Source organism: Sinorhizobium sp. P24N7 (genome assembly GCF_042436655.1).
Classification (GTDB): Bacteria; Pseudomonadota; Alphaproteobacteria; order Rhizobiales; family Rhizobiaceae; genus Sinorhizobium; species Sinorhizobium meliloti_A.
The window spans coordinates 150,042-175,120 of the sequence record NZ_JBHMIW010000001.1 but is presented as its reverse complement, the minus strand read 5'-3'; the positions used below and the strand labels follow the sequence as shown (position 1 = coordinate 175,120).

The following is a 25,079-nucleotide window of genomic DNA, read 5'->3' as shown; positions in this document are numbered from 1 at the left end:
GCCATAGCTTGGGTGCATGGCGACGCCGAAGCTGGAGGCCTACCGCAAGAAGCGGAATTTTTCGAAGACGCCGGAGCCGGTCGGAAATCTGACCGGCGGCGGCAACCGATTTGTCGTGCACAAGCACCATGCGACCGCCGACCATTACGATTTGCGGCTCGAGGTCGACGGCGTCCTGAAAAGCTGGGCGGTGCCGAAGGGTCCGTCGCTCAACCCGGCCGACAAGCGGCTGGCGGTGGAGACGGAGGACCTCCCCTCGACTATATCGACTTCGAGGGCGTGATCCCCCAAGGCGAATATGGAGGCGGTCCGATGATCGTCTGGGACGAGGGCGTCTGGGCGCCGATGGGCGATGTGGAAGACGACCTGCGCAAGGGCGCCTTCAAATTCCGCCTGGCAGGGGAGAAACTCAACGGCGGATGGATGCTGGCCCGTCTGAAGCCTCGCCCGGGCGAAGAGGATCAGCGCAACTGGCTCCTTTTCAAGGAGCGCGATCCGGCCGCCGACACTTCGATCGACATCCTTGCCGCCCGGCCGGAAAGCGTCAAATCCGGCCGTCGGATCGAGGAACTGGTGGAGAAGCCGAAGGCACCGCCAAAGCCGGTCAAGCTCAATCCCGGCGCGCTGGCCGGTGCGGCCAAGGGCGCACCACCCGAACGCATCGAACCTCAACTCGCAACACAGACGATTCTCCCCCCGGAAGCCGAAAAGAACGCGAAAAAGCCCGAGCTCTGGCTGCACGAGATCAAGTTCGACGGCTATCGCACCATGGCCCACATTGCGGAAGGAAAGGTGCGCCTCGTCACTCGCGGCGGGCTCGACTGGACGAAGCGCTACGGAGACCTGCCGGAGGCTTTCCGGCGGCTGCCGTGCCGCGATGCCGTCATCGACGGCGAGATCGTCGTGCTGGACGAGACGGGGGTCAGCCGCTTCGCGCTGCTGCAGGATGCGCTTTCCACCGGCGCCGGCAACAGCCTCGTCTTCTACGCCTTCGACCTCCTGCATCTCAACGGCTGGAATCTTTTCGACGTCCCGCTCGAGAAGCGCAAGGCACTGTTGAAGAAATTGCTTGCAGGGCAGATCCCAAGCCGCTCGGCGATCCAGTTCAGCGATCATGTGGTGGGCGAAGGGCGCGCGCTTTACGACCGGGCCTCCGAGATGGGTCTGGAAGGGATCGTCTCCAAACGCATCTCCGCCCCCTACCGAAGCGGCCGGTCGAAGACCTGGACCAAGACGAAGGCGCTGAAGGCGGAGGATTTCGTGATCGTCGGCTACACCGTTTCGGAGGCGGCCGAGGGCATTGCGTCGCTTGCCCTGGGAGAGTGGGCCGACGGCGAGCTGGAATATCGCGGCAAGGTCGGAACCGGCTTCGACGCGCAGATGCTGAGGGAGTTGCTGGTGCGGCTCGAGCCCTTGCGGGCCGGCGCCGCAACGCTCGAAGGAGCGCCCCGGGAGATCATCTGGGTGCGGCCCTTGCTCCGGGCGCATATCCATTATGGCAACCGGACAACCGACAACGTCCTGCGGCACGCCGTCTTCAAGGGGCTGCGCGACGTCGAGCTGTCGACGCCGGTTTCCATGTCGAGAAAGCGCCTGATCTCGGACGCGGACCTCGCAGGCATATCGATCACCAACCCGACCCGGCGGCTCTTCGGCAGGTCCGGCCCGACCAAGCTCGACCTCGCCGTCTACTACGCGATGATCGGGGATTTCATGCTGCCGCATATTCTCGGCCGTCCCGTTTCGCTGGTACGCTGCCCTACCGGCCGGACGCAGGATTGCTTCTTCCAGCGGCATCCCTTTACCGGCATGCCGCCTTCGGTCGCGACGTTCCAGGCAACCAACTCGGAAGGCGAGGCGAAAACATACCTGTCGGTCGAGGACGCGAGAGGATACCTGGCGCTGGCGCAGTTCGGCGTCGTCGAATTCCACAACTGGGGAACGACACGCAAGCTGCTCGGCAAGCCGGATCGCATCGTCTTCGATCTCGATCCCGGCGAGGGCATCGCCTGGCGCGAAGTGGTCGAGGCCGCGATCCACATCAAGGCCGAACTCGAGGCGCTTACCCTCGTGCCCTTCGTAAAGACATCGGGCGGCAGGGGAGTGCACGTCGTCGTACCGGTCGTGCCGAAACTCGACTGGAAAAAATTCCATCAGGCGGCGAGCGCGCTCGCGACCCGTCTCGCGGCCACCGCTCCGGACACCTTCACCACCACCATGGGCAAGGACAACCGCGTAAGGCGCATTTTCATCGACTTCCATCGCAACGCCCGCAGCCATACCTGGGCGGCCCCCTATTCGCTGCGCGCCCGCAGCAATCTGCCCGCTTCGACCCCGCTCAGCTGGGCGGATCTGGAGACTATCGACGCTCCGGCGGATTTGAACTATTCTTCGCTGCCGGGCCTTCTGGCCACGTCCGGCGATCCCTGGGCCGATATCGACGACTTCGCGAGGGATCTGTCTATACTGTAGTCGTTGAGCGCGGGATGCAGGCGGAGACCGCATGCATTTTCCTCATCCCGCTCTGGCAGATGTGATCGTAGTGCCGCGTAGGAGACAACCATGGCACCCAGGGCAAGTTGGAAGGGCTATATCAGACTGAGTCTCGTGAGCTGTCCGGTGAGGCTTTACCCCGCCACCAGCGCAAGCGAGCGTATTTCCTTCAATCAGCTTCACAAGGACACCCATAACCGGATCAACATGAAGCCCGTCGATCCGGAGCTCGGTCTCGTCGAGCGTTCGGACCTCGTGAAGGGCTACGAGTACGAAGACAAGAAATACATCATCATCGAAGACTCGGATCTGGAAAGCGTCCGGATCGAATCCAATCACACCATGAACATCGAGGCTTTCGTCGATGCCGATTCCGTCGACGTCATCTACCAGGACGCCCCTTATTATCTGGCGCCGGACGGGGCCATGGCCGAGGAAACCTTCGTCGTCCTGCGTGAAGCTCTGCGCCGAAGCGGGAAGCTTGCGATCGCCCGCCTCGTGCTGTCCAGCCGGGAAAGGGTGGTGACCATCGGTCCGCGCGAGACCGGAATGTTCGTCTGCACCTTGCGCAATCCCAACGAGGTGCGCGGCACGGCGGATTATTTCGGCAACATTCCGGTCGGCAAACCGGATCCCGAGATGCTGCAGCTTGCCGAAGCGCTCATCGAGCAGAAGACGACGACCTTCGACCCGAAGCAGTACGAAGACCGCTACGAGGTCGCGCTGATGCAGATGATCCGCGAGAAGCTAAAGGGTCACAAGCCCATCATCGCGCAGGCGCCCGAACGCGGCAACGTCGTCAATCTCATGGATGCCCTCAAGGCGAGCCTTTCGCAGGCCAAACCGCCCGCCAGGAGCAAGCCCAAGGCGGAGCCCGCGGCAAAGGAGCCCGCTGCCAAAGCCGCGGCGGCGAAACGCGTGACGGCAAAACCCGCGGCCAAGAAGAAAGCCTGATGGCGGTTGCCGGTCGGACATTCGGTATCGTGGGCGCGCTCGCCGCCTTTCCGCGACGGCTGGCGGCGCGCGAGGTCGAACGCCAGGGCGGACACCTCAGGCGCGGTGTCAACAGGCAGACGAAGTTCGTGGTCTTCGGGCGCGGGCTGCTCGCAAAGGCGCCCGAAGCGGAGATCGAGGCCCGATTCGACAGCGAAAGCGGCCAGCGTCGGTGCGTGCTCAGCGAGAACGGCTTCCTCCGCCTGCTCGGACTGGCGAGCGCCCCGGAAACATCGGCGCTGACGCGGCAATCGCTCGTCGACCAGTCCGGCATCTCCCCGCGCCACCTCGATCTTCTGTCGTTGTTCGACGCTTTCGAGCATGAGGGCGAGCCCTATTCCTTCCGCGATCTGATCCTCGCCAGAAAATATGCCGGCCTGATGGCCAGCGGCGCCGGCTGGAGCGCGATCGCGCGCTCGGTCCACCGTTCCGGAAACGTTGCCTCCCTCACGGCGCTCTCGCTGCACCATAAACGCAAGGATGCGATCTATGCGCGACGCGCCGAAGGCCTGAGCGAGCTCGACGGTCAATTGCTGCTCGACATCGGCTCTCCCGACGAGGAGGCGCTCGAAGATCTGTTCGCTCAGGCCGAAGCGGCCGAAGAAGCGGGGGAATACGATCAGGCAGCCGCGTTCTACCAGCGTTACCTCGGCATCGACCGCACCGACGAGGTTGCAGCCTTCAACCGCGCCAACTGCCTCAGGGCCGCGGGGCGGGAGGCCGAAGCGGCCCAAGACTATGTCCGCGCCATCAAGCTCGATCCTTGCTTCGTCGAAGCCTGGTTCAACCTGGCCGGGCTGATGGGCGAACGCGGCCGCACGGACACGGCCAGGCGGCATCTGAGGAGAGCGATCGAAATCGATGGCGATTACGCCGATGCCATCTTCAATCTGGCGAAGCTGGAGTTCGATGCCGGCAATCTCACCGAAGCCCGCCGCTGGTGGACGCGTTACCTCGAGCTCGATCAGCATTCCGAATGGGCACGCGCCGCAGAACGCGGCGTACAGTTCGTGAACCTTCATCTCCTCTCCAGAACGGCTGGCTGACATGCACGGAAAATTCCTGTTCGACGGGCCGGGCGATGCGCCCGTCACCATCCTCCTCGCGCATGGAGCCGGCGCGCCGATGGATTCGACCTCGATGACCGCGGCCGCCCTGGCGCTTGCAGGGGTGGGTTTTCGCGTCGCCCGCTTCGAGTTCGGCTATATGGCAGCGCGGCGCACGGCCGACGGACGCAAGCCCCCGCCCCGTGCGGAAACGCTCAATCCGGAGTATCGGGCGGCCCTTGCCGAACTCGGCGCCCAGGGCACTCTCGTGATCGGCGGCAAGTCCATGGGCGGCCGCGTCGCCAGCATGGTCGCCGACGACCTTCATGCCGAAGGGAAGATCGCCGGGCTCCTTTGCCTCGGCTATCCCTTCCATCCCCCCGGAAAACCGGAGCAGTTGCGCACCCGGCATCTCGCCGATCTCAAGACGCCTGCACTGATCTGCCAAGGGACTCGCGACGAATTCGGCACCCGCGACGAGGTTTCACGATACGCGCTCTCCGACAGGATCGAACTTCTCTGGCTGGAGGACGGCGACCACGACCTGAAGCCGCGCAAGAAGGTCTCGGGCTTCTCGACCGCAGATCACCTGAAGACGCTGGCCGAGGCGGTCGCGCGATGGGCGGATCGCCTCGCCCCTTGAGCTCCTCATGAAGATCGCGACCTTCAACATCAACGGTGTGAACAAGCGGCTCGACATCCTCTTGACCTGGCTCGCTGCGGCCGAGCCGGACGTGGTCTGCCTGCAGGAGCTCAAGGCGACGGACGGACAGTTTCCGAAGGCCGCGATCGAGGAAGCCGGCTACGGCGCCGTCTGGCGGGGCCAAGCCGCCTGGAACGGTGTTGCCATTCTCGCCCGCGGTTGCGAGCCGGTGCTCACGCGAACCGGATTGCCCGGCGACCCCTTGGATACGCAGAGCCGCTACATCGAGGCGGCGGTGAACGGCATCCTGATCGCGTCGCTCTATGCGCCCAACGGAAATCCGCAGCCCGGGCCGAAATTCGACTACAAGCTCGCCTGGCACCTGCGCTTCAACCAGCATGCCGCCGCGCTGCTCGAGACGGGGGTGCCGGTGGTGTTCGCCGGCGACTACAACATCGTTCCGGAACCGCGCGACATCTATCCGACCCGCTCCTACGACGACAACGCCCTCGTCCAGCCGGAAAGCCGCGCAGCCTTCCGGAGCCTTGTCGATCAGGGCTGGCTCGACGCGCTGCGCAAGATCCACCCGAAAGATCAGCTCTTCACTTTCTGGGACTACCGCCGCAACCGCTGGCAGCGCGACGCCGGCCTTCGCCTCGACCACATTCTCTTGAGCCGCAAGCTCCGGCGCCGCCTGACCGGCGCCGGCATCGACCGGGAGATCCGTGCGCTCGAAGGAGCGAGCGACCACGCGCCGGTATGGGTGTCGCTGCGGGATTAGTCTAGCTGTCCCTGTAAGCCTGCGATGCATCCGCAGCGCCCGACTGGCGAGCCAATGCGGCAAGCTTGACCTGTACGAGCAGCGAAAGCTCGTCATAGACATTCCATTCGTCGACGATCTTCCCGTCCTTGTAGTGGTAATGGGTCATGCCCATGACCTGCAGTCGGGCACCTGTCGGTTCGCCGAGATCCTGAAGAATACCGTAGCCAAGGTGATGACCTTCCATCAGCCAACGCACCGCGACCTTGACGCCGCCTTCCTCGCAGGGGTTTGAGCAGATGTGCTGCGCCGTGTAGGCGGCATCGGGAATCGACCCGATAAGGCCAAGATGCTGGTGGGTGACGGCTGCGCCCCCGTAGAGCTCCTTCATCAGCGGGCCGTGATATTGGCAGGTCGGGGCGTAGACATCCTTGATCTTTCCGAACATGCGCCCGTTGAACATCTCGTGGAGCCAGCGCAGCGTATAGGCTTCGATATCGTTATGCGCGAGCGAGACGTCCGCTTCCGCCTCGGGCGGATATTGACCGAGCAGACGGCGGTTCTCGCCGATATCGAGCGAGAGGAGCCCTTTGTCGAACGAGGACCGGGCAAGCTTTTCGGCAAAGGCATGGGGATCGAGACCGAGCTGCTTGATGATAGCCATCGTGTCGGCGACCACCCATTCGCGATAGATCTTGTTGCGGTGGATCATGCAGTCGGCGATCGTGCGCGCCACGAAGGTGCGGCCGGTGGGCGGCCCGAAATGACCAGATTGCGTATGCCGGCCAGAACCGGTGACGAGATGCGACGTGTAGAACCCCTCGACATCGTTGCCGCGCCAGAGCACCTGGGTGGCCATGCCGCGCCGCTCCGGCAGCGACACGAGCCGCTGGATCGTGTCGCGGACAACGTCCTCGCGATTGTAGATGGTGCCGAGGGTGCCGTAGAGGACACAGTTGTGGGTGTAGTGCGTGTAGATCAGACCGATATCGCGCTCGTCCCAGATCCGATGGGTGCATCGTACGATGTAGTCGACGATATCAGTGTATATCTCATCGAAACCGTCGAGCGACTGGCTGCGGGGGCGGTCGACCGGGGCGAGTTCGGTGTAGTCGCGGCGCTCGACCTGCAGAACCTGCTCCACCGGCTCCTTTCGCTGGCTCTGCGCCATGGCTTTTGCTGCCTTGGTAGTGTCGTCGCTCATGAGATGTCCTTCCATTGGAATTCCGTAGGGTTACGATAGGGGGGCGGAAACGGCTGCAAGCCAGCGCTTCATGACGAGCGCCACGGGTTCGGGGTTCTCAAGCGGTGCGAAATGGCCGGCATCCGCGATGAGGTGGAGCTCCGCGCCGGCAATGCCGGCGGCGAGCTCCCGTTGCGCATCGAGCGGGCATACTTCCTCGTCCTCTCCGGCAAGCACCAGTGTCGCCTGCGTGATGGAAGCAAGCCTCGGGCGGCTGTCCGCGCGGTTTATGGCGACGTCTGCCTGTTCGGAAAGCCGGTCGGGGCCGCAGTCGCGTGCCATGGCGACGATCGTGTCGCGCAAGCCCGTATCATGGACATTCGCGGGCGCCACCAGCCGCGGCCAGGCATCGAGGATGAAGCCGTCCATGCCCTTTTCGCGCGCATCCGCGACCGCCTTGCGCCGCACCGCCGCATTGGCGGGCGGATCCGGACGCGCCGTCGTGTCCATCAGGGCGAGCTTGCCGATCCGTTTCGGCTGCTGTGCTACCATCTCGAGCGCACAAATACCTCCAAGGGAAAAGCCGGCGAGCAGAAAATAGGGCGGCGCGTCCGCAAGAATGGCCTCGGCCAGCGCCGCCATGGTGCGGGCGCCGCCCATACTGCCTATCAGAACCGGGTAATCGCCAAGCCTTTCGATCAGCGGAGCAAACACCCGGCGGTCGCAGGCTGTGCCCGGCAAAAGCAGGAGCGGCGGTCGCGGATCGTCGATTGACTGAGAAGTCTTCATTGTCGGGTCGCCCGGAGAGATTGCTCGCTTCGCCATCACGATCCGGCCTCCAGGGGTAGCCAAGTAAGATTGTGAGGCCGTGCCTGAAAAATGATTGGCAGATTTTGAATACGTATGCAATAGACTTTGTGCTTGGACATTTTCGAACCTCCCGGATGCCTCTTCCTGTGTGACGCAAGCTCGCCACGCATCAGTGCCTGGACGAACGCGGCGTCGCTGGCTGCCCGCTAACCTTCGTGCCGGCAGGCGTCATTTCGGAGCGAAGAAGTGCTCTAAACTCCGGAATTGGACCACAGTCGCGGCGGCTTGGACGCGGCGAAGTCGCTCGCCTCTTCATAGGCATGGCCGATCTGGCAAAGGGTCGCCTCGCCCCCTGCCCGGGCGGCAAGCTGAAGCCCGAGCGGGAGGCCGCCGGCAAAGCCACAAGGGACCGAGAGGGCGGGGTGGCCCGTGACATTGAAGGCGATCGTGCGCATGGGTGTCCACCGCGCCGCATCCCCGGTAAAATCGGCAAAGGGTATCGCCGGCGTCAGCGTCGTTGCCGTCAGGATCGCATCGAAGTCCGCGAACGCCGTGCGGTCGATCCGATTGCGCAGGCGCGCGGCAGCCTGACGAGCCCGGGAAATATCCTCCGGCGTCAAGCAGAGGCCCGACACGATGTTCTGGAAGACCTTGCGGCTGTAGCGGTCGCCGGCCTCGGCAAGCTGCCGCCGGTGCGCCTCGAAGGCCTCGGCATGGATGATGACGGCGCCGACGGCCTCGAAATCTGCCGCGGCTGGCAGTGTCACCTCCTCGATCCTCGCGCCGAGTAGCGACAAGAGCGATGCGGCTCCGTCGACGGCCTCGAGAAGCGCCGGTAGGGTCTCCGGATCACCGGCAAACCATTCGCGAGCATAGCCGATGCGCAATCCCGTCAAGGGCCTGCCCAGGCACGCGGCGGCAGGATTACCGTCCCTACCTGGAGGGTCCGCGACAGCGTCGAAGGTGATCGCCGCTTCGGCCACCGAGGCGCTGACGAAACCAACGTGGTCCATGCTCGGCGAAAGCGGAAAGACACCGCGCATGGGTATGCGGCCACAAGTCGGCTTGAAGCCGACAGCGCCGCAATAGGCGGCAGGGCTGCGCACCGAACCTCCCGTATCGGAGGCGACGGACGTGCGCAGCAGGCCGCCGGCGACCGCCGCTGCCGAACCGGATGACGAGCCGCCGGTAAAGCGCCGCACGTCCCAGGGGTTGGCGGCCGGTGGAAAGGACCGGTCGAAGACCGGGCCGACCATCGCGAATTCGTAGGTTTCCAGTTTGCCGATCAGGACGGCACCGCCCAGCCTCAGTCGACGGACCACCTCCGCATCCTCGGCCGGGATTTGCCGGACATATAGATCCGAGCCATAAGTCGTCGGCATATCCGCCGTGTCGAAGAGATCCTTGACGGCAACAGGGATGCCGTGCAGCGCACCCCGATCCTCGCCGCGCTCGAAGGCCTCGTCGGCCCGCGCCGCCGCGGCGAGCGCGCTTTCCGCAGCCACATGCAGGAATGCATGATAGGCGCCGTCCCGCTCCACAATTCGGTCGAGATGCGCTTCGGTCAGCGCCACGGAGGTCAAGCTTCCGTCACGAAGCCGCGCGGCAGCCTCCGGGATCGGGAGGTCGGCTGGGTTCTCCGTCATCGGCCGTCAGCCTCCGGCGGCGCTTCGTCATCGCCTGCGATGTGGTCCAGGCGTTGCGCCGCACCATGAAGATGCACCGCACCGGCCAGAACGGGTGCCTCCCGCTCGGCTGCAATCGAGATGCCGAGGACGCGGGCCCGCTTCCGGATGATGGACAGGGTCGGCCGCGTGGATTCGGAATGTGCCATGGCGTGCTCCAGTCAGGTCCGGGCAGCCTCGAACCGCGCCCAGGCTTCCTCGAATTTTGCGAGATTGAAGCCTTCCTGTCGAGCGGGCTCCAGGATCAGCCGCTCAGTGGCGCGGAGCTTCGCGATCGAGGCCGCAAGCACGGGAAGGACGTCCTGCGGCACCACGACTGCGCCGTGGCGGTCCGCGTGAACGAGATCGCCCGGCGCAACCGTCAGGCCGAAGACGGTGACCGGGACGCCGATCGCCTCCACATGCACGAAGGCATGGCTGGGTCCGATCGAGCCGGCGATCATCGGGAAGTCCTCGGGCACGTCTCCAAGATCGCGCATGACGCCATTGGTCAGCACGCCGGAAAGGCCGAGCCCTCGGTGGACGGTCGCGTTGATCTCGCCCCAGAAGGCACCGACGCAATGGGGAAAATCCGTATCCTCGACGACGGCGACTGAAGGCGGACCGCCGCTCGCCATGTGGCGGTAGTAGTCCATGCGCCGCGCCCTTATAATGGCCGGGTCCTCGCTCGGAGGCGCGGCGGCGGCTATCTTCGCTGTGCGCGCATATCCGACGACCGGCGGGGACGCCGGAGCCGAACTGACGACCGTGCCGCGGGTAAAAGCGTCAAAGCCGCGCTTGCCCTGCGCCACCTCGACCGCGTTGCAGACGGTGGGCGTGTCGACCATGCGCAGCAGGGACAGGAGTTCGTCGTCCAAGTCTTTTCCTCCGGTAATCTGGGCCTCGAGCCGCAACCTCAGGGGTAATGAAGGGCGGCCCGCCGCCCTTCACTGGAGATCAGCCGCGCCAGGTCTGGCCGGCCTGGTCGCCGGTCGAGACGACGCGGTAGAGGCTCGCCTCGCCGGTCATTGCGGGCGCGAGGCTGCGCTTGAGGCCCGGCGGAACGGCGCAGGTGTCGCCCGGCGCCAGCACGGATTGGCCGCCGTCCCAGGCGAGCTTCCAATGGCCGCCCATGACCATCAGCACCTCGTGACGTTCGTTCACATAGGCCTCTTCCGGAATCGAGCCGCGCGTGAGCAGTTCGACCTCGAAGCCCGGCTTGTCGCGCAACAGCGCCTTCTCGCCGATCACCTTTGCCGGCGCCTTCTGCGCCAGCGCCATCAGATCCCAGTAACGGGCGACATAGTCGCGTACCACGTCCTGAACCGGCGTTTCCGGGAAGGCCCTCAGCTCTTCCTCCGTCAGAAGCGGCATCGGCTTGATGCCATCGGGCAGCGACTGACCCTTCTTGGTATCGTAGAGCTTGCCGTTTTCGCCGAGAACCAAACCGTGATCCTTGGCATCCTCGATCACCTGCGGCGCCCAGATCACGCCGCCGCCGGCGTCGTCGCCGCCGAGTATGGCCATTATCATCCCGTAGTCCGTACCGATGTTCTCGAAGCCGCGGAAGATGCCGGTCGGAATGTTGAAGATGTCGCCCTCTTCGAGCACGACCTCGCCGGCCTTGCCCCAGCGCCCCCAAAAGAAGCGCCAGCGACCCTTGAGCACGAAGAAGACTTCGGCCGTGCGGTGCGAATGCAGCGAATTGCGGCACTTCGGCGGCTGGCCGGCAGCCCCGATGTTGAAGCCGGGCGTGTCCTTGATATGGACGTGCTGGTCAGCGCTTTCCGAGACGCCGCCCCCGATTATGGTGAAGTTTTCCTTCTGGTTCGAGCCCGGCGTATGAGCGTCGATGAAGGCGGTTCGGCATGGTTTCAATTCGCCATAGCGAACGATGCGCTTTTCCATTTCCGTCTGGGAGATGTGCATTTGTAATGCCTTTCATACGTATGCAAAATAGATTGCGGTCATGGCTTCGCCCTCCAGAGCCGGGCGATGTGGCTAGCGTGTCTCTCCTGTCTGCGCTTTTGCGCGGGTCGAGCCGCGCAGGACCAGGGCGCCATCAAGGGCGATGCGGCGCGCGGCCCCCTCCCCCTCTTTGATGTTCTGCATGAGCGTGGCCACCGTCTCGGCGACCATGTGGTCGACGTTCTGGCGGATCGTCGTCAGGTCGTAGGCGGGCCAGCGCGCCGGCGGCACATCGTCGAAGCCGACGACGGAGACATCGTCGGGAACGCGCAGTCCCAGTTCGAAGCGCAGCACGTCCATTACGGCGAAGGCCATATGATCGTTGCAGACGAAGACGGCTTCGGGCCGCTCCGGTCCTGCAAACATGCGTCGGGCCGCCGACTGCGCCTCTTCATAGCGGAAGTTGCCGACCTCGCGTGCAAAGAGCGCGAGCCCCGCCGCCTCCAGCCCTTCGCGAAATCCCTGTTCGCGGTCGCGCTGCGTCGAGGCGCCCTCGAAGCCTGCGATGTAGCCGCAGCGTCTGTGGCCAAGTGAAACGAGCAATTCCGCCAGCTGGCGGCCCCCGCCGCGGTTGTCCGAAGTGACGGCCGAGAGCCGCTGGTCGTCCTGCAGGCGGTTGAACAGCACGATCGGCACGCCGGAGGCGTGGCAGCGCGCTGCCAGCTCAGAGGACATGTTCGCCGAGGCGAGCACGATGCCGTCCACCTGATAATCGAGGATTTCCTGGGTAATCTGGTCGACGTTCTCAGACGCGATCGAGGAGATGAAGACCAGCACATGATAGCCCTGGTCCTGCAACGCCTTCGACAGACGCTCGACTACCTCCGGGTAGAAGTAATTTTCCAGATAGGCGACGACGAGGCCGATGATGCGGCTGCGGCCCGTGATCAGCGATCGGGCGAGCACGTTCGGCCGGTAGCGGAGCTCTTCGGCAGCCGCCCTGATCTTCTCCGCCGTCTTTTTCGAAACGGACGTCCCCGGCGTGAAGTAGCGCGACACGGCCGATTGGCTTACCCCCGCCAGGCGGGCAACATCGTTCGAGGTGACCTTCTCGTTTGCCATCAGTCCGCTGTCCACCCCCCATCAACCATCAGCGCGGTCCCCGTCACCATCGCCGAGGCATCGCTCGCAAGATAGGTGACGGCAGCCATAATGTCTTCCACGCGCCCGAGGCGCCCGAGCTTGATTTTCTCCTTTATCCACTGGACCCGCTCGGGTCGGGAAAAGGTCTGCTCCGTCAGCGGCGTGCGAATGAATGTCGGGCAGATCGTATTGACCCGAATGCCCTTCGGGCCCCACTCGATCGCCATTGATTTGGTGAAGCCCTCGACGGCGTGTTTCGTGGCGCTGTAGACGGCCCTGTCGATGCCGCCGACATGGGCCATCTGCGAGGAAATGTTGATGAGCGAGCCCGGCTCGCCGGCGGCAATCAACCCCTTGGCGACAGCCCGCGTGAGGAAATAGGCGCCGCGCACATTGAGCGCGAAGACCGCGTCGAAGTCCGCCGGAGCCGTATCCTCCGCCGGGCCATGGCGGGCGGTGCCCGCACTGTTGACCAGAACATGGAACGGTCCGTGGCGCGCGATTGCAGCCTCGGTCGCCTCGACATTGGCGACATCGAGCACCAGGGTTTCGGCCGAGAACCCCTCGGCGCGGATCGCCTCCACCGCTTCGGCAAGCCTCTCCAGCGAGCGCGCCGATAGTACCACATGGGCGCCCGCCTCCGCGAGCGCGACAGCGCAACCGAAGCCGATGCCCGACGAAGCTCCAGCGATCAGGGCACGTTTGTCGTCCAGGCGGAAGGAAGGCGTGCGGGGCAGGATCAATGCAGAAGCCTCCCTTGCTGCATCGCCGGGGCGGGCACGCGCGGGCCCACGCCGTGGGTTGTGTGAAGCGATCTATTCAAGCGCCGCGCCCTCCCCGTAACCGATGCTGCGCCCGCCATAGCGGCGAACCCGGACATTTGCCTGTTCGGCATGGCCGACGAAGCCTTCCAGAAGGCACAGGCGCGAGCAATAGGCGCCGATCTCCGCTGCGGCTTCGTCCGTCAGTACCCGTTGGTAGGAATGCGTCTTCAGGAATTTGCCGACCCAGAGGCCGCCCGTATAACGGCCGGCCTTCCTGGTCGGCAGAGTGTGATTGGTGCCGATTACCTTGTCGCCATTGGCGACATTGGTTCGGGGTCCAAGGAAGAGCGCACCGTAGGAGTGCATGTTCTCCAGGAACCAATCGTCACGATCAGTCATGACCTGCACATGCTCGGAGGCGAGGTCGTTGGCGACATCGAGCATTTCCTCATAGGTATCGCACAGTATGACCTCGCCGTAATCGCGCCAGGAGGCACCTGCGGTTTCCGCCGTCGGCAGGATCGCAAGGATGCGATCGATCTCCACAATGGTCCGGTGGGCGAGATCGTGCGAGTTGGTAACGAGCACCGCAGGCGAATTGTAGCCGTGTTCGGCCTGGCCAAGCAGGTCGGTTGCGCACAGCTCGGCGTCGACCGTCTCGTCGGCGATTACCATTGTCTCGGTCGGGCCGGCGAAGAGATCGATGCCGACGCGCCCGTACAACTGCCGCTTGGCTTCGGCGACGAAGGCATTGCCAGGGCCGACCAGCATGTCGACCGGGTCGATCGTCTCGGTGCCGAGTGCCATCGCGCCCACCGCCTGCATGCCTCCTAGCACGTAGATCTCGTGGGCACCGGCCTTGTGCATCGCCGCCACGATCGCCGGGTGCGGCTCACCCTTCTGCGGGGGTGCGGAGGCAACTATGCGTGGCACGCCCGCGACCGCAGCCGTCAGCACCGACATATGGGCGGAGGCGACCATCGGGAACTTGCCGCCGGGCACGTAGCAACCGACCGACTGCACGGGAATGTTGCGATGCCCCAGGATCACGCCCGGGATCGTCTCGACCTCGATGTCCTTCATCGAAGCACGCTGGGCTTCGGCGAAGCGGCGGATCTGTTTCTGGGCGAAATCGATATCAGCCATGTCGCGGGCAGAGACCTTGGACATCGCGGCCTCGATCTCGGAGTGGCTCAGCCGGAAGGACGGCGGCGAAAATCCGTCGAACTTCTCCGAAAGTTCCCGAACCGCTTGATCGCCTCGCGTCGCGATGTCCTTCAGTGTCGCTTCGACGATCGCGCGAACCTTCGCGTCTTCCTCCGATCGCTGGGCCTCGGGCTTGCCGCGCTTGAGGTAGGTCACCGTCATGTTGTTCCTTCCCTTGGGACATTCCGGCCATGCGAAACCGCATGCCGATCGTATGTTTCAGTTTCCGGGTGTCCGCGCGATCCGCACACCCGTATCGGTATCGAACAGGTGGCAGATCGAGGCGGGAATCGCCGCATGCACGACATCGCCGATCTCGGCGCGGTATTCCTTGCCGGATTTGATGGAGACGAGCTGGTCGCCGATTCGGAAGCTTGCCATGGTGGCTTCGCCGAGAAGCTCCATCGAATAGACCTCGGCGCCGAACTCGCCGCCCTCGGAAACGAGCGAAGCGTCCTCGGCGCGGAAGCCGAGCGTCACCGGGCCCCTCACATTCGTCTGCAGACCGCCGACGGTGATGCCCGGCCCTCGGAAAGTGCCGTTGTCGATGTCGCCGGAGACAAGGTTCATCGCCGGCGAGCCTATGAAGGACGCAACGAACGTATTGGCGGGATTGTCATAGATATCCGTCGGAGTGCCCACCTGCTGGATGACGCCCTTGTTCATCACTACCACCCGATCGGCAAGCGTCATCGCCTCGATCTGGTCATGAGTGACGTAGATCGTCGTGACTTTCAGCGTGTGCTGCAGGTTCTTGATCTGAGCACGCGTCGAGACGCGAAGCTTTGCATCAAGATTCGAGAGCGGTTCGTCCATCAGGAAGGCTGCCGGCTGGCGCACGATGGCGCGCCCGAGCGCGACGCGCTGCCGCTGACCTCCGGAGAGGGCTGCAGGCCGGCGCTCCAGGAAATCCACCAACTCGACCATGCGGGCGGCCTGCATGACCTTCTCGTGGTGCAGTTCCTTCGGGACCTTGCGTACGCGTAACGGAAAACGAATGTTCTCGTAGACGGTCATGTTGGGATAGAGGCCATAGCTCTGGAAAACCATCGAGATGTCCCGATCCTTTGGCTCCAGATTGTTGACTATGCGGTCGCCGAGCCAGATCTCGCCTTCGCTGATGTCGTCGAGCCCGGCGATCATGCGCATCGTCGTCGTCTTTCCGCAGCCGGACGGCCCGAGCAGCACCAGGAACTCCCGGTCGGCGATGTCGAGATCGAAATTGTTAACACCGACGAAATTGTGCCAACGCTTCGACACGTTCTTCAGGCGGATTTCAGCCATTGCGATTATCCCTTGACTGCGCCCGCGGTAAGCCCGCTGACGATCTGACGTTGGAAGAACATGACCAGCACGAAGAGCGGTGCGGTCGCGGAAACGACGGCTGCGACAGCGAACATGACGTTGCCCTCCTGCTGTATCGTCCCGAGGAAGCTCGCGATTTTCGGCACCATCGTCTGGTTGGGCTGCGACAGGAGCATCGCGGTGACGGCGAAATCGTTATAGGCAAGCAGGAAGGAGAACAGGCCCGTTGTGATCACGCCTGGCCACATGACGGGGATCACCACCATGCGGAAAGCCTGAAACCGTGAGCAACCGTCGACCATCGCGCTTTCGTCGAGATCCTTGGGGATCGACAGGAAAAACGAATGCAGCATCCAGAGGGTGAAAGGCTGGTTGATCGCCACCAGCACGATGATGGCGGTTGGCAGATGGCCCCAGATGTTCATTTCGAAAAAGGGCAGCAGATAGCCAGAGACCAGCGTGATGTGCGGCATGGCGCGGAACACCAGGGCCAGCATCAGCAGCCAGAAGGTATAACGGTAGCCGGAGCGCGCCAGCGCGTAGCCGCCGAGCGTGCCGAAGGTAAGCGAGATGACGACAACGGACACCGTGACGATGATCGTATTGAGGACCGAGGAGAAGAAGTCGCGCAGCACCCAGGCGCCGTAATAGCCGTCGCCGGTAAAGGCGGAACCGGTCTGGGCGATTGTGCGTGTGCCCTCGATGGCAAACCACCAGCTGTCGCGCGAGAAAAAATCCTGCTCGACCTTGAACGATCCCCAGACCGTCCAGATGAAGGGAAAAGCCGCCATCAACACCCAGAGCAGCACGAAGGTGGTGGAAAGGACCGTCAGCGGCAGGGGCCTTCTGCGTTTTTTGACAATCATCGCTGCTGCACCTCATCGACGGTTGAATTCGCGCCGGGTGCGCACGAGCACCGGCGATAGCAGGATCACGACGCCGATTATGGTCAGCATCGAGGTGGCCGCGGCCGAGCCGAAGAGCTGATCGACTTGGCCGCGCAGGTCGTTGAAGATCGACCACGAGAGCGAGGTCGCATTTGCCTCGGCGCTGAAGCCGACGATCGGTTCGAAGACGCGGAAATTGTCCATTAGCTGCACCAGCGCGACGAAGGTGGCGAGCGGCATCAGATGTGGAATGACGACGAAACGGATGCGCTCCCACCGGTTGGCGCCGTCGATCATCGCGGATTCGAGCGTATCGTGCGGCACGGTTTGCAGGCCGGCATAGAAGACGACGAAAGAGAACGGTGCATTGTGCCAGATGCCGTAGACGAGAAGGGTGGCCCAGGTCAGGACCGCCGAGGATTTCAGAGACAATGTCGGATCGTTCAGCAACGATTGCAGCGTCGCGCCGAGGATGCCCTGCGGCGACGACATCCAGTAAAGGATCAGCGCGCCGACGAGCGGAGTCACGATCATGGGTAGCAGCGAGAAGAAGATGACCGGCCCCTTGTAGAACGGCGGAATGGCGTTCACCCCGAGCGCGATGCAGAAGCCGAGCAGCATGGCCAGCGGCGTGACCACGAAGGTGTAGGTCAGGGTGAAGGCGAGTGCCCTGTAGAAAGGCAGGTTGTAGATGCGCGAAGCGATATCGGCGAAGCCCGCATTGTCCGACAGGATCGCGCCGATTTCGGCGGTGGCCAGGTGATTGCGGTCGAGATAGGTGCCGAAGCCGTTGAAGCGGCCGAGCGGCTCGGCATGGCGCAGCTTTTCGGTCGCCTCGGCGTCCACGCGCGTTTCCGTGGTGCAGCCGGCGAAGGGAGCGCAGGTCTCGACTTCGGTCACGATCCGCTCGTGCTGGACGTAGAGCGACTGCACCGCGACCGAGACGATCGGCAAGGCGATGAAGAGCAGCATCGCCAGCAGCGACGGCATGATGAAGGCAAAGAAAGCCTTGTGAGGCATGCGCCCTCTCCTTGCTCATTTTGCATGTTGCATCTCGTCCCACGAGGCGGGAATTCCGACTGGCCACGGAGCGCGCGCGAAGCGGCGCTCCGTGTGCGTTATTTGAGGAATCCGCCCTCTCTGGCGGCCGCGCTGTAGGATGCCTCTACATCCTTCAGCGCCTCCTCGGCGCTTTCGCGTCCCTGCATGAACTCTGCCAGTTCGGAACCGAGAGCGGAGTGCAGCAGGCCCATATAGGGCAGCATCGGATAGGGCTTCGCGCCGCCATTTGCCGTTGCAAGCACGCCGACCGCATTTGGACCGGGCTCGTATCCCTTAGTCAACCAGGTCGCAAGAGCCGGATGCTTCTGACCGACCTCCGGTCGGACGCCGTAGACCATGGCACGGAAGGATGCTTCTGCATCCTCGTCGGAGATGTTCTTGGCGATGGAGAAGCCGTCCCACCAGAGCGCCGCCGCAGGGGTCGAGCCGCCTCCAACGGTAGGCGCGGCGGCGAGAACCGTGTTGTCGGCAATCTCCGCCGGGGTCTTTGCCGGGTCGATCACGCCGCCGGCAAGCGACCCCCAACCGTTGATGATCGCCGTCTTTCCGGCCGCATAGCCCTTGACGATCTCGTCGGCATTGTAGGTCATGAAGTCGGGGTTCATGTACTCGGTCATCGCCTTCATGGTCTTCAGCGTGGCGAGGCCCTTTTCGTTGTTGATGGTCGGGGCTGCCGAACCCGCTTCGAAGAGCTCCCCGCCGTAACCGAGATACATGTTGACGAATTCGGCGGCGAGGTCCCAGCCGGCCTTGTTGGAGGCGGCGAGCGGATAGTCCATGAGACCCTTATCCTTGATCGCCTTGGCCGCCGCGAGAATATCCTCGTAGGACTTCGGCTGTTGAAGCCCCGCCTTTTCCAGAATGTCCTTGCGGAAGAAGAGGTGCTGGGAGTTGCCCATGAAGGCGACCGCCATGATCTTGCCGTCGAGCTTGATAAGCTGGGTCGGCTGGAGATCCTGGCCGTATTTGGCGACTAGGTCGTCCAGCGGGCGCAGAAGACCCTCATTCAACAGTGGAACGATCGAGTTGTTGGCGATGACGGCGACGGTGTATTGCGCCGGATTCGTCGTTAGCGCGGGCACCTGCAGGTTCTTGTGCTCGCTCGTCTGGTTCTTGCTGACCTTGACGGTCGCAGAGGCGCATTTCTCGGCCTCCGACGCGACAAGACGCAGCGCCTCGAAGTCGTTCGAAAGAATGCGCACCGTGCCTTTTTCTATGCCGCATTCCGCCCTGGCAGGCTGAACTGTGCCAAGACCTGCCAGAATGATGGCAGCGGTTGACGCGAATAATGCCGGTTTTCTCATGTTCCCACCTTCTTTCTTGACGGCGTTTTCGTTCCAGGCGCCGCGTCTGCTCCCAACATCCTCGGCGTCGTTTAGTGCATCATATGTATTCTGCATACGTATGCAAGCTATTTTGCAGGCGTATGCAAAAATGCTGTGGGATATGGCTGGAAGCACGCTGCTCGCTGCAAAAACGCCCGTTTCAAAGGCAGCTGGTGATGCCACCGTCGACGTAGAGGATGTGACCGGTGACGAAGCTCGATGCGGCCGATGCCAGGAATACGGCGGCCCCTGCCAGCTCGCCGGTATCGCCCCAGCGGCCAAGCGGCGTTCTCTGCTCGAGCCATGTCGAGAACTTCTCGTCCGAAACCAGCGCACTGTTCAGTTCCGTCTTGAAGTAGCCCGGCGCAAGCCCGTTGACGCGGATGCCGTAGCGGCCCCAGTCGAGCGCCATGCCCTTGGTCAGCATTTTCAGCCCGCCTTTAGAAGCAGCATAGGGCGCGATCGAGGGACGCGCGAGTTCGCTCTGCACCGAACAGATATTGATTATCGTCCCCTCGCGGCGTTCGATCATCCCCTGAACGACCGCCTGGCCGACGAGAAAGGCACTCGTCAAATTGGTTTCGATGACGCGCCTGAAGGCGTCTTCCGGGAATTCGTGAAGCGGCGTGCGGTGCTGTATTCCGGCATTGTTGACCAGAATGTCGATACGGCCTCGCTCGACGAGAATATCGGCCACCGCTTGGCCGATCTCGGCCGACTTGGTGACGTCGAAAGCCGAGGCTCCCACGGTGAAGCCGTGCTCTTCGAGTTCCGCCCGTGCACCGGCAAGGCGCGCCTCGTCGCGACCGTTGAGGATGACTGACGCCCCCGCCTCGCAAAGAGCGCGCGCCATGGTGAGGCCGAGCCCGCCGCTCGATCCGGTAATAAGGGCAGTCCGGCCGCTCAGATCGAAAAGCGCGGGAAGGCCGTTTATCCGCGGCGCGGCGTTTGAGGCACCATCTATCATGTATCGGGCTCCTTGGGCGGGCGTACCACTGTCGGCACGGGGGCATGGCGCAGCTTTGGCTCCGCTGCCACCCGGAACATAGGAGCAAACAGGGCCGCGGTACAGTTCCTGACCGGCGGGCCGGCAAAGTCCTCGGGTCGGCCCCAGGGGCCGGTGGAGATCCGCGCGAGAAAGCAGAATATTCCCAAAGGCTTGCTGTCGCGCGGCGGGAATCCTCGCGAGGGTTGGCTGACGATTTCCTGCCGACCTGCGTGCAGCGTCAGTTTCGGTGAGCGGGGTCGCCGAGAAAGGTCCTGGCGATTTCGGAGACGATATCCGGGAGAACCCCGAAGGCATAGGGTTCATGGACGCGCTCGAACTTCTGGTGGAACTCTCGTCCCCAAGGCCCGAGATTGACTGTCGGGAACCGCAGCGCGTTCTCGGGTGGCCGATCGACCAGGCGCGCGATCGGGGTGTTGTCCGAAACGACCTGGCTGCCGCTTGCGGCAAGCCCGAGGAAACTCATGTCCGAGATTCCGTAGAAATGCGGCTTCCAGACGAGGCTTCGCGCGGGATCGTTGCCAAGACCGGCACGGGCTTTCTCGATCGCCTGATGAAGGGAGCGGTCGTTCCCTTCGGTCAGGCGCAGATGGTTGGGCGGATACTGCAGGCCGGAGAAGCCGATGACGATGGCGGGGCCGGAAAGGCGCGCGAGACCGACCAGCCACTCCGTCAGTTGCCGCGTAGCGACGAGCGGATTGTCGCTCTGAGAGAATTCTCGTTCCTTCTCGGCATAGAAGGCTTCAAAGCCGTCTCCGAAGACGCGTGCTGCCGCCGTCCGCAATTCCTTGAACGACAGGAGGCGCGGCCTCGCCGGTATGGCGCCCGCACTTCCGCCGACGAGCTTGCCGTATTCCGCCGACTGTGCCGCAAACTTCTCGACGGCCTCGTTCGCCCCGGTCAGCACTTCCTCTCGGAAGCGCGCAAAGAGTGCGTCCGCCGTCATCGAATGGTAGAGCCAGTTGAAAGCTATCCAGAAACGCTCCGGCGTCGTCACTTCGTAACCGTCGCGCAGATCCTTCGCCTCGAGGCAGATCGGCGGCGGCGAGATGTCGTTGTCGTCTCGATCCGCCAGAGAGGCGTTCCCTTCCAGGCGTGCCAGGATCCCAGCCGCGATGGCCTGTGCGCTCACCCCTTCGAACGGATAGCTCGCATGAGAACTGCAGCCGATCACCAGGGCAAAGGGTAGAAGCTTGCCGATCGTGCCGGCGTAAACGGCCCGTCCTTCGCTGCCGTCGCCCTGATCCGAGGTCACGTCGAGGTTGATGCCCCCGGCGATTTCGATGTCGAAATCCCTGACCAGATCGGGCAACGCGTCCCGGAGCGATCGCATTCCCCGGCTTTCGCGTTCCTCGTCGGGGGTGGCGACCAGCATGAGATTGCCCTGTCGGTCCGTGTCGGCCGCGAATTGTTCGAGACAGGCGATGGCCACGGCGAGTCCGCTCTTCATGTCGAGCAGACCGCGGCCGGGGAGGAAGTCGCCACTCGCCAGATCCTGCAAGGCCCGCTCTTCCTGTTCGGATCGGTCGGTGCGCGCCGACAGGCTTTCGATGAGTGCATCCTTGAGCGCCAGGCTGTCGCATGCGAGGGCCTTGAGCTCGTGATAGTTGTCGGTCGAAACCGTGTCGAAGTGGCCGGCCATGACCAGCGTTCGCTTACCCGTGCCGCGAACGAGCGCAACGACATTGCGGGTCAGCGGTTCGCCGTGACTTGCGACGAGGCGCAGGTCCTGCGGATGCGCCCGAAAATAGGGGAGTTCGCCAAGAAGACCATGGAGGCGATCCGCGAAGGATGCTTCACCCGGCGTGCCGGTTTCGCTCGGCCAGGACGTCATGCGCAGAGCGAATTGCCGGACGCGCTTGCTGTCGATCCGGCTTCCAGCCCGAGAGACAGTCTCTTCTTGTGCACTCGTCATCGCAATTCTCCGTCTTCAGTTCGACAGGTGCTTTCGAAAGAACCCACGCGTTCGGTCTTCACCAACGGTGCGAGGGACATGATTGCATTGGAACTGAACGAGCTGATCTCGACGGTACGGGTAACTGACGATGTCTCGAAAAGCGAGACCTTTATGATGCCGAGACGCGCTTGGACGGAAAGGTCCGGTGACCCGATGGCCTGGCCGCCACACCGGCGCGGCCTTTTTCAGCACGCGCTTTCGCATAGCGCGAGAGGCCGATCTTGATGCCGACCAGCACAGGGGCGGCGATGATGAAGAGGAGGGCGATCGCGTTGAAGGCGGTGTCGAAGGCGATCACGGTAGACTGACCTGCCACGGCCCGGCCGAGGAGGTTCGCCGCCCCGCGGCTTGCGGCAGCCGCGTCCATCCCTTTTGCCGTCAGCATGGCAGCGGTGGTCGTCAGCCGCTCGGCGACCCTGGGGGCTCCTGCGGTGACACTGGCGCCGAGGACTGCGAGGTTGTGGGAGACGTTGTGCTCGATAAGCGTCTGGAGTGCGCCGACCCCTATGAGGCCGCCGAGCTGGCGGCCCGTATTGAAGAGGCCGATGCCGGAGGCGAGATTGCGGCTGTTGAGATTGCTGAAGGCGATCAGGGTGATAGACAGGAAAAGGAAGCCAAGGCCGGCACCGCGCAAAAGGAGGGCAGCCATCATGTCGCCCGCGCCGCTTTCGCTGGTCGATCCGGACAGCATCCACATCGCCGCCATGATCATCAGGATGCCGAAGGGCACGGTGGCGACCGGAGGAACACGGCGGAGCTGCATGAGAAAGGCTGCGATGAGGAGCGCGCCGATGAAGAGCGCACCGCTCGGCAACAGGAGCTGCCCGGCGTCTGTCGGCGTGAAGGCAAGGACGGACACGGCAAAGGACGGGATCAGGAACGCGCTCCCGAACAATGCGGCGCCGGCGACGAAACTGACGATGAAGGCGAAGCAGAAATCCTCCGTTTCGAACAGGATAAAGTCCAACAGGCCCTGTGCTTTGGCGAGCACCTGCTGACCGAGAAAGGCCAGAAGCGTGGCTGTACCGATCACGGCCAGCCACAGGATCCGGGGCTCTTCGAACCAGTCCCACCGGCTGCCCTGGCTGAACACGTAGGTGAAGCAGAAAAGCGCAATCGAAATCAGGCAGAAGCCGATCCAGTCGAACGGCCGCCGCGCGCCTCGTGCGGGCATCGGGGCTTGCGCGATCAGCAGAAGCCCGGCAGCCGCCAGCGCCAGCGGAACGATGCCGAAGAAGATCCATGTCCAGGACTTGCTATCGAGCAGCCAGCCCTGAAGCGCCGGGGCGATCGTCGCGGGAGCGACGACGGACCCCATTGCGAACAGGGCCTGGAGGACCGGCTGGCGGGACCGCGGAAAAGCGAGAAAGATGATCGCCTGGCCGCCAACGAGCAGAGTGCCGCCGGAAAATCCCTGAATCATTCGAAGGCCGACGAGAAGGTCCAGCCGGGCCGTCATGGCGGCGATGCCGCACGCCATGCCCATTACCAGGGTCGAGCCGACGATCAGACTGCGCGGATCGAAGCGGTTCAGCAGCCACGAGGCGGCCATGAACCCGATAAGCTTGAAAGCGGTGTAGCCGACATCCAACCAGGCGAACTCGTCGGGCGTCGCATATGTGTCGCCGATGATATCGCCGCGCCCGAGCGAGAGCACGGTGCTGGCGATCGCCTCGGTCAGCGTCGCAAGGACTATGCCGGCGACGAGAAGGCCCCCTGCCATGGATGTGTCGCGGCCCGACGTGGCGGTGGCGGTGGCGATGGTCATGAACCGCTCTCCAGATCGATCTCGACGCGCGCCGACAGGCCCGGCACGAGGCGGCCCGACAGCGGATTGCCGGCAAACCGGATCTTCACCGGAACGCGCTGGACGACGCGAACGAAGTTGCCCGTGGCGTTGTCTGCGGGCAGCAGGCTGAAGGCAGAGCCGCTGCCGGGCGCAAAACTGTCGACCACGCCTTCAAGCGTTCCGCTCGGGTAACCATCGATGGTGATGCTGGCGCGCTGACCGGGCCGGATGTTTTCGAGCTGGGTTTCTTTGAAATTTGCGACGATCCATACATTGTCGAGCGGAACGATGTCGAGCAGCGAAGCGCCCGGCGCGACGAGCCGGCCGACACGGACCTGCCGGTTGCCGATGACGCCGCCGACGGGCGCGCGCACCACGGTGCTCTCGAGATCGATCTGGGCGAGGTCGCGCGCGGCCTCCGCCTGCGCCACCGCAGCAACCGCGGCTTCGCGCTGTGCGGCAAGCACGGCGATGCGCTGCTGCTGAGCCTCCACCGTTGCGGAAGCCGCCAACAGGTTCGCCTCGGCCCTCGATTTCGCCGCGTCGCTTTCGTCGACATGTGCCTGGCTGATAGTGTTGCTGCGGATAAGCTCGCGGCGGCGGTCGGAGGCCTTGGTCGCCAGGTTCAACTCGGCCACGACCGAACGTCGCTGCGCTTCGGCCTGGCGGATCAGGGAATGCTGAAGCGCCATCTCCGCATCGACGTTGGCCAGCCGCGCCTTGGCCGCTTCGACATTGGCCACCGCTTGCGCAAGCTTTGCGCGGTAGTCCCGATCGTCGATCCGGAAGAGCACCTCACCCGCCCGGACCGCCTGGTTGTCCTCGACTTGGACCGCCGTGACGTAGCCCGCGACCTTTGGGGCAAGCGCGGTAACATCCCCCCGGACGTAGGCGTTGTCGGTCGACGCCGCTCCGCTCTCGCGGGCCCAGGCCCATCCGGCAACCACGACGACGGCCGCCCCCAGGCACAGCGCCAGGCCGATCATCTTTTTCCTGTCGGGTCGGGGCACGGCGACACCGTTCCCGGACCTTGCGCCGGTGATGATCGCGACCTTGTCCTCGAGCGATTTCATCTTCTCAATTCCTGTTGGTGCCGGTTGCCGCAGCCCTGCCGCAGGGGTCTGCGCCAGAGCTG

The 25,079-nt window shown here is 63.8% G+C and carries 21 protein-coding genes and 1 pseudogene; 5 read left to right on the top strand and 17 right to left on the bottom strand.

Annotated elements, in window-relative coordinates:
• Nucleotides 1-16: 16 nt before the first annotated feature.
• The 5 genes and pseudogenes from ligD (at nt 17) to xth (ending at nt 5,956) form a co-directional block, all read left to right on the top strand.
• Nucleotides 17-2,472 (top strand): annotated as a pseudogene (gene ligD / locus ACFHWW_RS00770) (DNA ligase D).
• 90 nt (nt 2,473-2,562) lie between these two features.
• The gene (locus ACFHWW_RS00765) at nt 2,563-3,447 is read left to right on the top strand and encodes a Ku protein (RefSeq protein WP_018096241.1); all 885 of its coding nucleotides are present in this window, start codon (nt 2,563-2,565) and stop codon (nt 3,445-3,447) included.
• Nucleotides 3,447-4,532 (top strand): tetratricopeptide repeat protein, encoded by a 1,086-nt coding sequence (locus ACFHWW_RS00760; protein WP_379937030.1) that lies wholly within the window; start codon nt 3,447-3,449, stop codon nt 4,530-4,532. Before ACFHWW_RS00765 ends, ACFHWW_RS00760 begins: the two co-directional genes overlap by 1 nt.
• A gap of 1 nt (nt 4,533) precedes the next feature.
• On the top strand, nt 4,534-5,175 hold the full coding sequence (locus ACFHWW_RS00755; RefSeq protein WP_379937029.1) for an alpha/beta family hydrolase: 642 nt from the start codon (nt 4,534-4,536) through the stop codon (nt 5,173-5,175).
• Nucleotides 5,176-5,182: 7 nt separating this feature from the next.
• Nucleotides 5,183-5,956: an exodeoxyribonuclease III gene (gene xth / locus ACFHWW_RS00750; RefSeq protein WP_379937028.1), complete on the top strand. Its 774-nt coding sequence runs from the start codon at nt 5,183-5,185 to the stop codon at nt 5,954-5,956.
• A 1-nt stretch (nt 5,957) separates the two neighbouring features.
• On the opposite strand, the gene ACFHWW_RS00745 is transcribed toward xth, so the two are convergent.
• From ACFHWW_RS00745 to ACFHWW_RS00665, 17 genes are all read right to left on the bottom strand, one after another.
• On the bottom strand, nt 5,958-7,139 hold the full coding sequence (locus ACFHWW_RS00745; RefSeq protein ID WP_379937027.1) for an ester cyclase: 1,182 nt from the start codon (nt 7,137-7,139) through the stop codon (nt 5,958-5,960).
• Nucleotides 7,140-7,169: 30 nt separating this feature from the next.
• Nucleotides 7,170-7,907, bottom strand: a complete 738-nt coding sequence (locus ACFHWW_RS00740) for an alpha/beta fold hydrolase (protein ID WP_275599389.1) — start codon at nt 7,905-7,907, stop codon at nt 7,170-7,172.
• A gap of 272 nt (nt 7,908-8,179) precedes the next feature.
• Complete coding sequence (locus ACFHWW_RS00735; RefSeq protein WP_379937026.1) at nt 8,180-9,574, bottom strand: amidase; 1,395 nt, start codon at nt 9,572-9,574, stop codon at nt 8,180-8,182.
• Nucleotides 9,571-9,762 carry a hypothetical protein gene (locus ACFHWW_RS00730; protein ID WP_379937025.1) on the bottom strand — a complete coding sequence of 64 codons (192 nt, stop codon included), beginning with the start codon at nt 9,760-9,762 and terminating at the stop codon, nt 9,571-9,573. The genes ACFHWW_RS00735 and ACFHWW_RS00730 overlap by 4 nt, the downstream gene beginning before the upstream one ends.
• A 12-nt stretch (nt 9,763-9,774) precedes the next feature.
• Nucleotides 9,775-10,470, bottom strand: a complete 696-nt coding sequence (locus ACFHWW_RS00725) for an RraA family protein (protein ID WP_379937024.1) — start codon at nt 10,468-10,470, stop codon at nt 9,775-9,777.
• Nucleotides 10,471-10,549: 79 nt separating this feature from the next.
• On the bottom strand, nt 10,550-11,521 hold the full coding sequence (locus ACFHWW_RS00720; protein WP_379937023.1) for a cupin domain-containing protein: 972 nt from the start codon (nt 11,519-11,521) through the stop codon (nt 10,550-10,552).
• Nucleotides 11,522-11,593: 72 nt separating this feature from the next.
• Entirely contained in the window at nt 11,594-12,622 is a 1,029-nt protein-coding gene (locus ACFHWW_RS00715) for a LacI family DNA-binding transcriptional regulator (RefSeq protein WP_379937022.1), read from the bottom strand.
• Nucleotides 12,622-13,386: an SDR family NAD(P)-dependent oxidoreductase gene (locus ACFHWW_RS00710; protein WP_379937021.1), complete on the bottom strand. Its 765-nt coding sequence runs from the start codon at nt 13,384-13,386 to the stop codon at nt 12,622-12,624. Before ACFHWW_RS00710 ends, ACFHWW_RS00715 begins: the two co-directional genes overlap by 1 nt.
• Before the next feature lie 72 nt (nt 13,387-13,458).
• Nucleotides 13,459-14,775, bottom strand: coding sequence for a histidinol dehydrogenase (gene hisD, locus ACFHWW_RS00705; RefSeq protein ID WP_379937020.1), 1,317 nt, complete (start codon nt 14,773-14,775; stop codon nt 13,459-13,461).
• A 57-nt stretch (nt 14,776-14,832) separates the two neighbouring features.
• Nucleotides 14,833-15,897, bottom strand: coding sequence for a sn-glycerol-3-phosphate ABC transporter ATP-binding protein UgpC (locus ACFHWW_RS00700; protein WP_338281864.1), 1,065 nt, complete (start codon nt 15,895-15,897; stop codon nt 14,833-14,835).
• A gap of 5 nt (nt 15,898-15,902) precedes the next feature.
• On the bottom strand, nt 15,903-16,784 hold the full coding sequence (locus tag ACFHWW_RS00695; RefSeq protein WP_275599398.1) for a carbohydrate ABC transporter permease: 882 nt from the start codon (nt 16,782-16,784) through the stop codon (nt 15,903-15,905).
• Nucleotides 16,785-16,796: 12 nt separating this feature from the next.
• Nucleotides 16,797-17,825: a carbohydrate ABC transporter permease gene (locus tag ACFHWW_RS00690; protein ID WP_379937019.1), complete on the bottom strand. Its 1,029-nt coding sequence runs from the start codon at nt 17,823-17,825 to the stop codon at nt 16,797-16,799.
• 98 nt (nt 17,826-17,923) lie between these two features.
• The gene (locus ACFHWW_RS00685; protein WP_275599400.1) at nt 17,924-19,171 is read right to left on the bottom strand and encodes an ABC transporter substrate-binding protein; all 1,248 of its coding nucleotides are present in this window, start codon (nt 19,169-19,171) and stop codon (nt 17,924-17,926) included.
• A gap of 181 nt (nt 19,172-19,352) precedes the next feature.
• Nucleotides 19,353-20,159, bottom strand: a complete 807-nt coding sequence (locus tag ACFHWW_RS00680) for a glucose 1-dehydrogenase (RefSeq protein ID WP_379937018.1) — start codon at nt 20,157-20,159, stop codon at nt 19,353-19,355.
• 259 nt (nt 20,160-20,418) lie between these two features.
• On the bottom strand, nt 20,419-22,113 hold the full coding sequence (locus ACFHWW_RS00675) for a M20/M25/M40 family metallo-hydrolase (protein ID WP_379937017.1): 1,695 nt from the start codon (nt 22,111-22,113) through the stop codon (nt 20,419-20,421).
• Nucleotides 22,114-22,264: 151 nt separating this feature from the next.
• Nucleotides 22,265-23,923, bottom strand: a complete 1,659-nt coding sequence (locus tag ACFHWW_RS00670) for an MFS transporter (protein ID WP_379937016.1) — start codon at nt 23,921-23,923, stop codon at nt 22,265-22,267.
• Nucleotides 23,920-25,017: an HlyD family secretion protein gene (locus ACFHWW_RS00665; RefSeq protein WP_379937015.1), complete on the bottom strand. Its 1,098-nt coding sequence runs from the start codon at nt 25,015-25,017 to the stop codon at nt 23,920-23,922. The genes ACFHWW_RS00670 and ACFHWW_RS00665 overlap by 4 nt, the downstream gene beginning before the upstream one ends.
• Between the last annotated feature and the right edge of the window lie 62 nt (nt 25,018-25,079).

Excerpts from the sequence above, each read along its gene's own strand:
- ACFHWW_RS00765 (WP_018096241.1), top strand. The coding sequence starts at position 2,563 with ATGGCACCCAGGGCAAGTTGGAAGGGCTATATCAGACTGAGTCTCGTG.
- ACFHWW_RS00760 (WP_379937030.1), top strand. The coding sequence starts at position 3,447 with ATGGCGGTTGCCGGTCGGACATTCGGTATCGTGGGCGCGCTCGCCGCC.
- ACFHWW_RS00755 (WP_379937029.1), top strand. The coding sequence starts at position 4,534 with ATGCACGGAAAATTCCTGTTCGACGGGCCGGGCGATGCGCCCGTCACC.
- xth (WP_379937028.1), top strand. The coding sequence starts at position 5,183 with ATGAAGATCGCGACCTTCAACATCAACGGTGTGAACAAGCGGCTCGAC.
- ACFHWW_RS00745 (WP_379937027.1), bottom strand. The coding sequence starts at position 7,139 with ATGAGCGACGACACTACCAAGGCAGCAAAAGCCATGGCGCAGAGCCAG.
- ACFHWW_RS00740 (WP_275599389.1), bottom strand. The coding sequence starts at position 7,907 with ATGAAGACTTCTCAGTCAATCGACGATCCGCGACCGCCGCTCCTGCTT.
- ACFHWW_RS00735 (WP_379937026.1), bottom strand. The coding sequence starts at position 9,574 with ATGACGGAGAACCCAGCCGACCTCCCGATCCCGGAGGCTGCCGCGCGG.
- ACFHWW_RS00730 (WP_379937025.1), bottom strand. The coding sequence starts at position 9,762 with ATGGCACATTCCGAATCCACGCGGCCGACCCTGTCCATCATCCGGAAG.
- ACFHWW_RS00720 (WP_379937023.1), bottom strand. The coding sequence starts at position 11,521 with ATGCACATCTCCCAGACGGAAATGGAAAAGCGCATCGTTCGCTATGGC.
- ACFHWW_RS00715 (WP_379937022.1), bottom strand. The coding sequence starts at position 12,622 with ATGGCAAACGAGAAGGTCACCTCGAACGATGTTGCCCGCCTGGCGGGG.
- hisD (WP_379937020.1), bottom strand. The coding sequence starts at position 14,775 with ATGACGGTGACCTACCTCAAGCGCGGCAAGCCCGAGGCCCAGCGATCG.
- ACFHWW_RS00700 (WP_338281864.1), bottom strand. The coding sequence starts at position 15,897 with ATGGCTGAAATCCGCCTGAAGAACGTGTCGAAGCGTTGGCACAATTTC.
- ACFHWW_RS00695 (WP_275599398.1), bottom strand. The coding sequence starts at position 16,784 with ATGATTGTCAAAAAACGCAGAAGGCCCCTGCCGCTGACGGTCCTTTCC.
- ACFHWW_RS00690 (WP_379937019.1), bottom strand. The coding sequence starts at position 17,825 with ATGCCTCACAAGGCTTTCTTTGCCTTCATCATGCCGTCGCTGCTGGCG.
- ACFHWW_RS00685 (WP_275599400.1), bottom strand. The coding sequence starts at position 19,171 with ATGAGAAAACCGGCATTATTCGCGTCAACCGCTGCCATCATTCTGGCA.
- ACFHWW_RS00680 (WP_379937018.1), bottom strand. The coding sequence starts at position 20,159 with ATGATAGATGGTGCCTCAAACGCCGCGCCGCGGATAAACGGCCTTCCC.
- ACFHWW_RS00675 (WP_379937017.1), bottom strand. The coding sequence starts at position 22,113 with ATGACGAGTGCACAAGAAGAGACTGTCTCTCGGGCTGGAAGCCGGATC.
- ACFHWW_RS00670 (WP_379937016.1), bottom strand. The coding sequence starts at position 23,923 with ATGACCATCGCCACCGCCACCGCCACGTCGGGCCGCGACACATCCATG.
- ACFHWW_RS00665 (WP_379937015.1), bottom strand. The coding sequence starts at position 25,017 with ATGAAATCGCTCGAGGACAAGGTCGCGATCATCACCGGCGCAAGGTCC.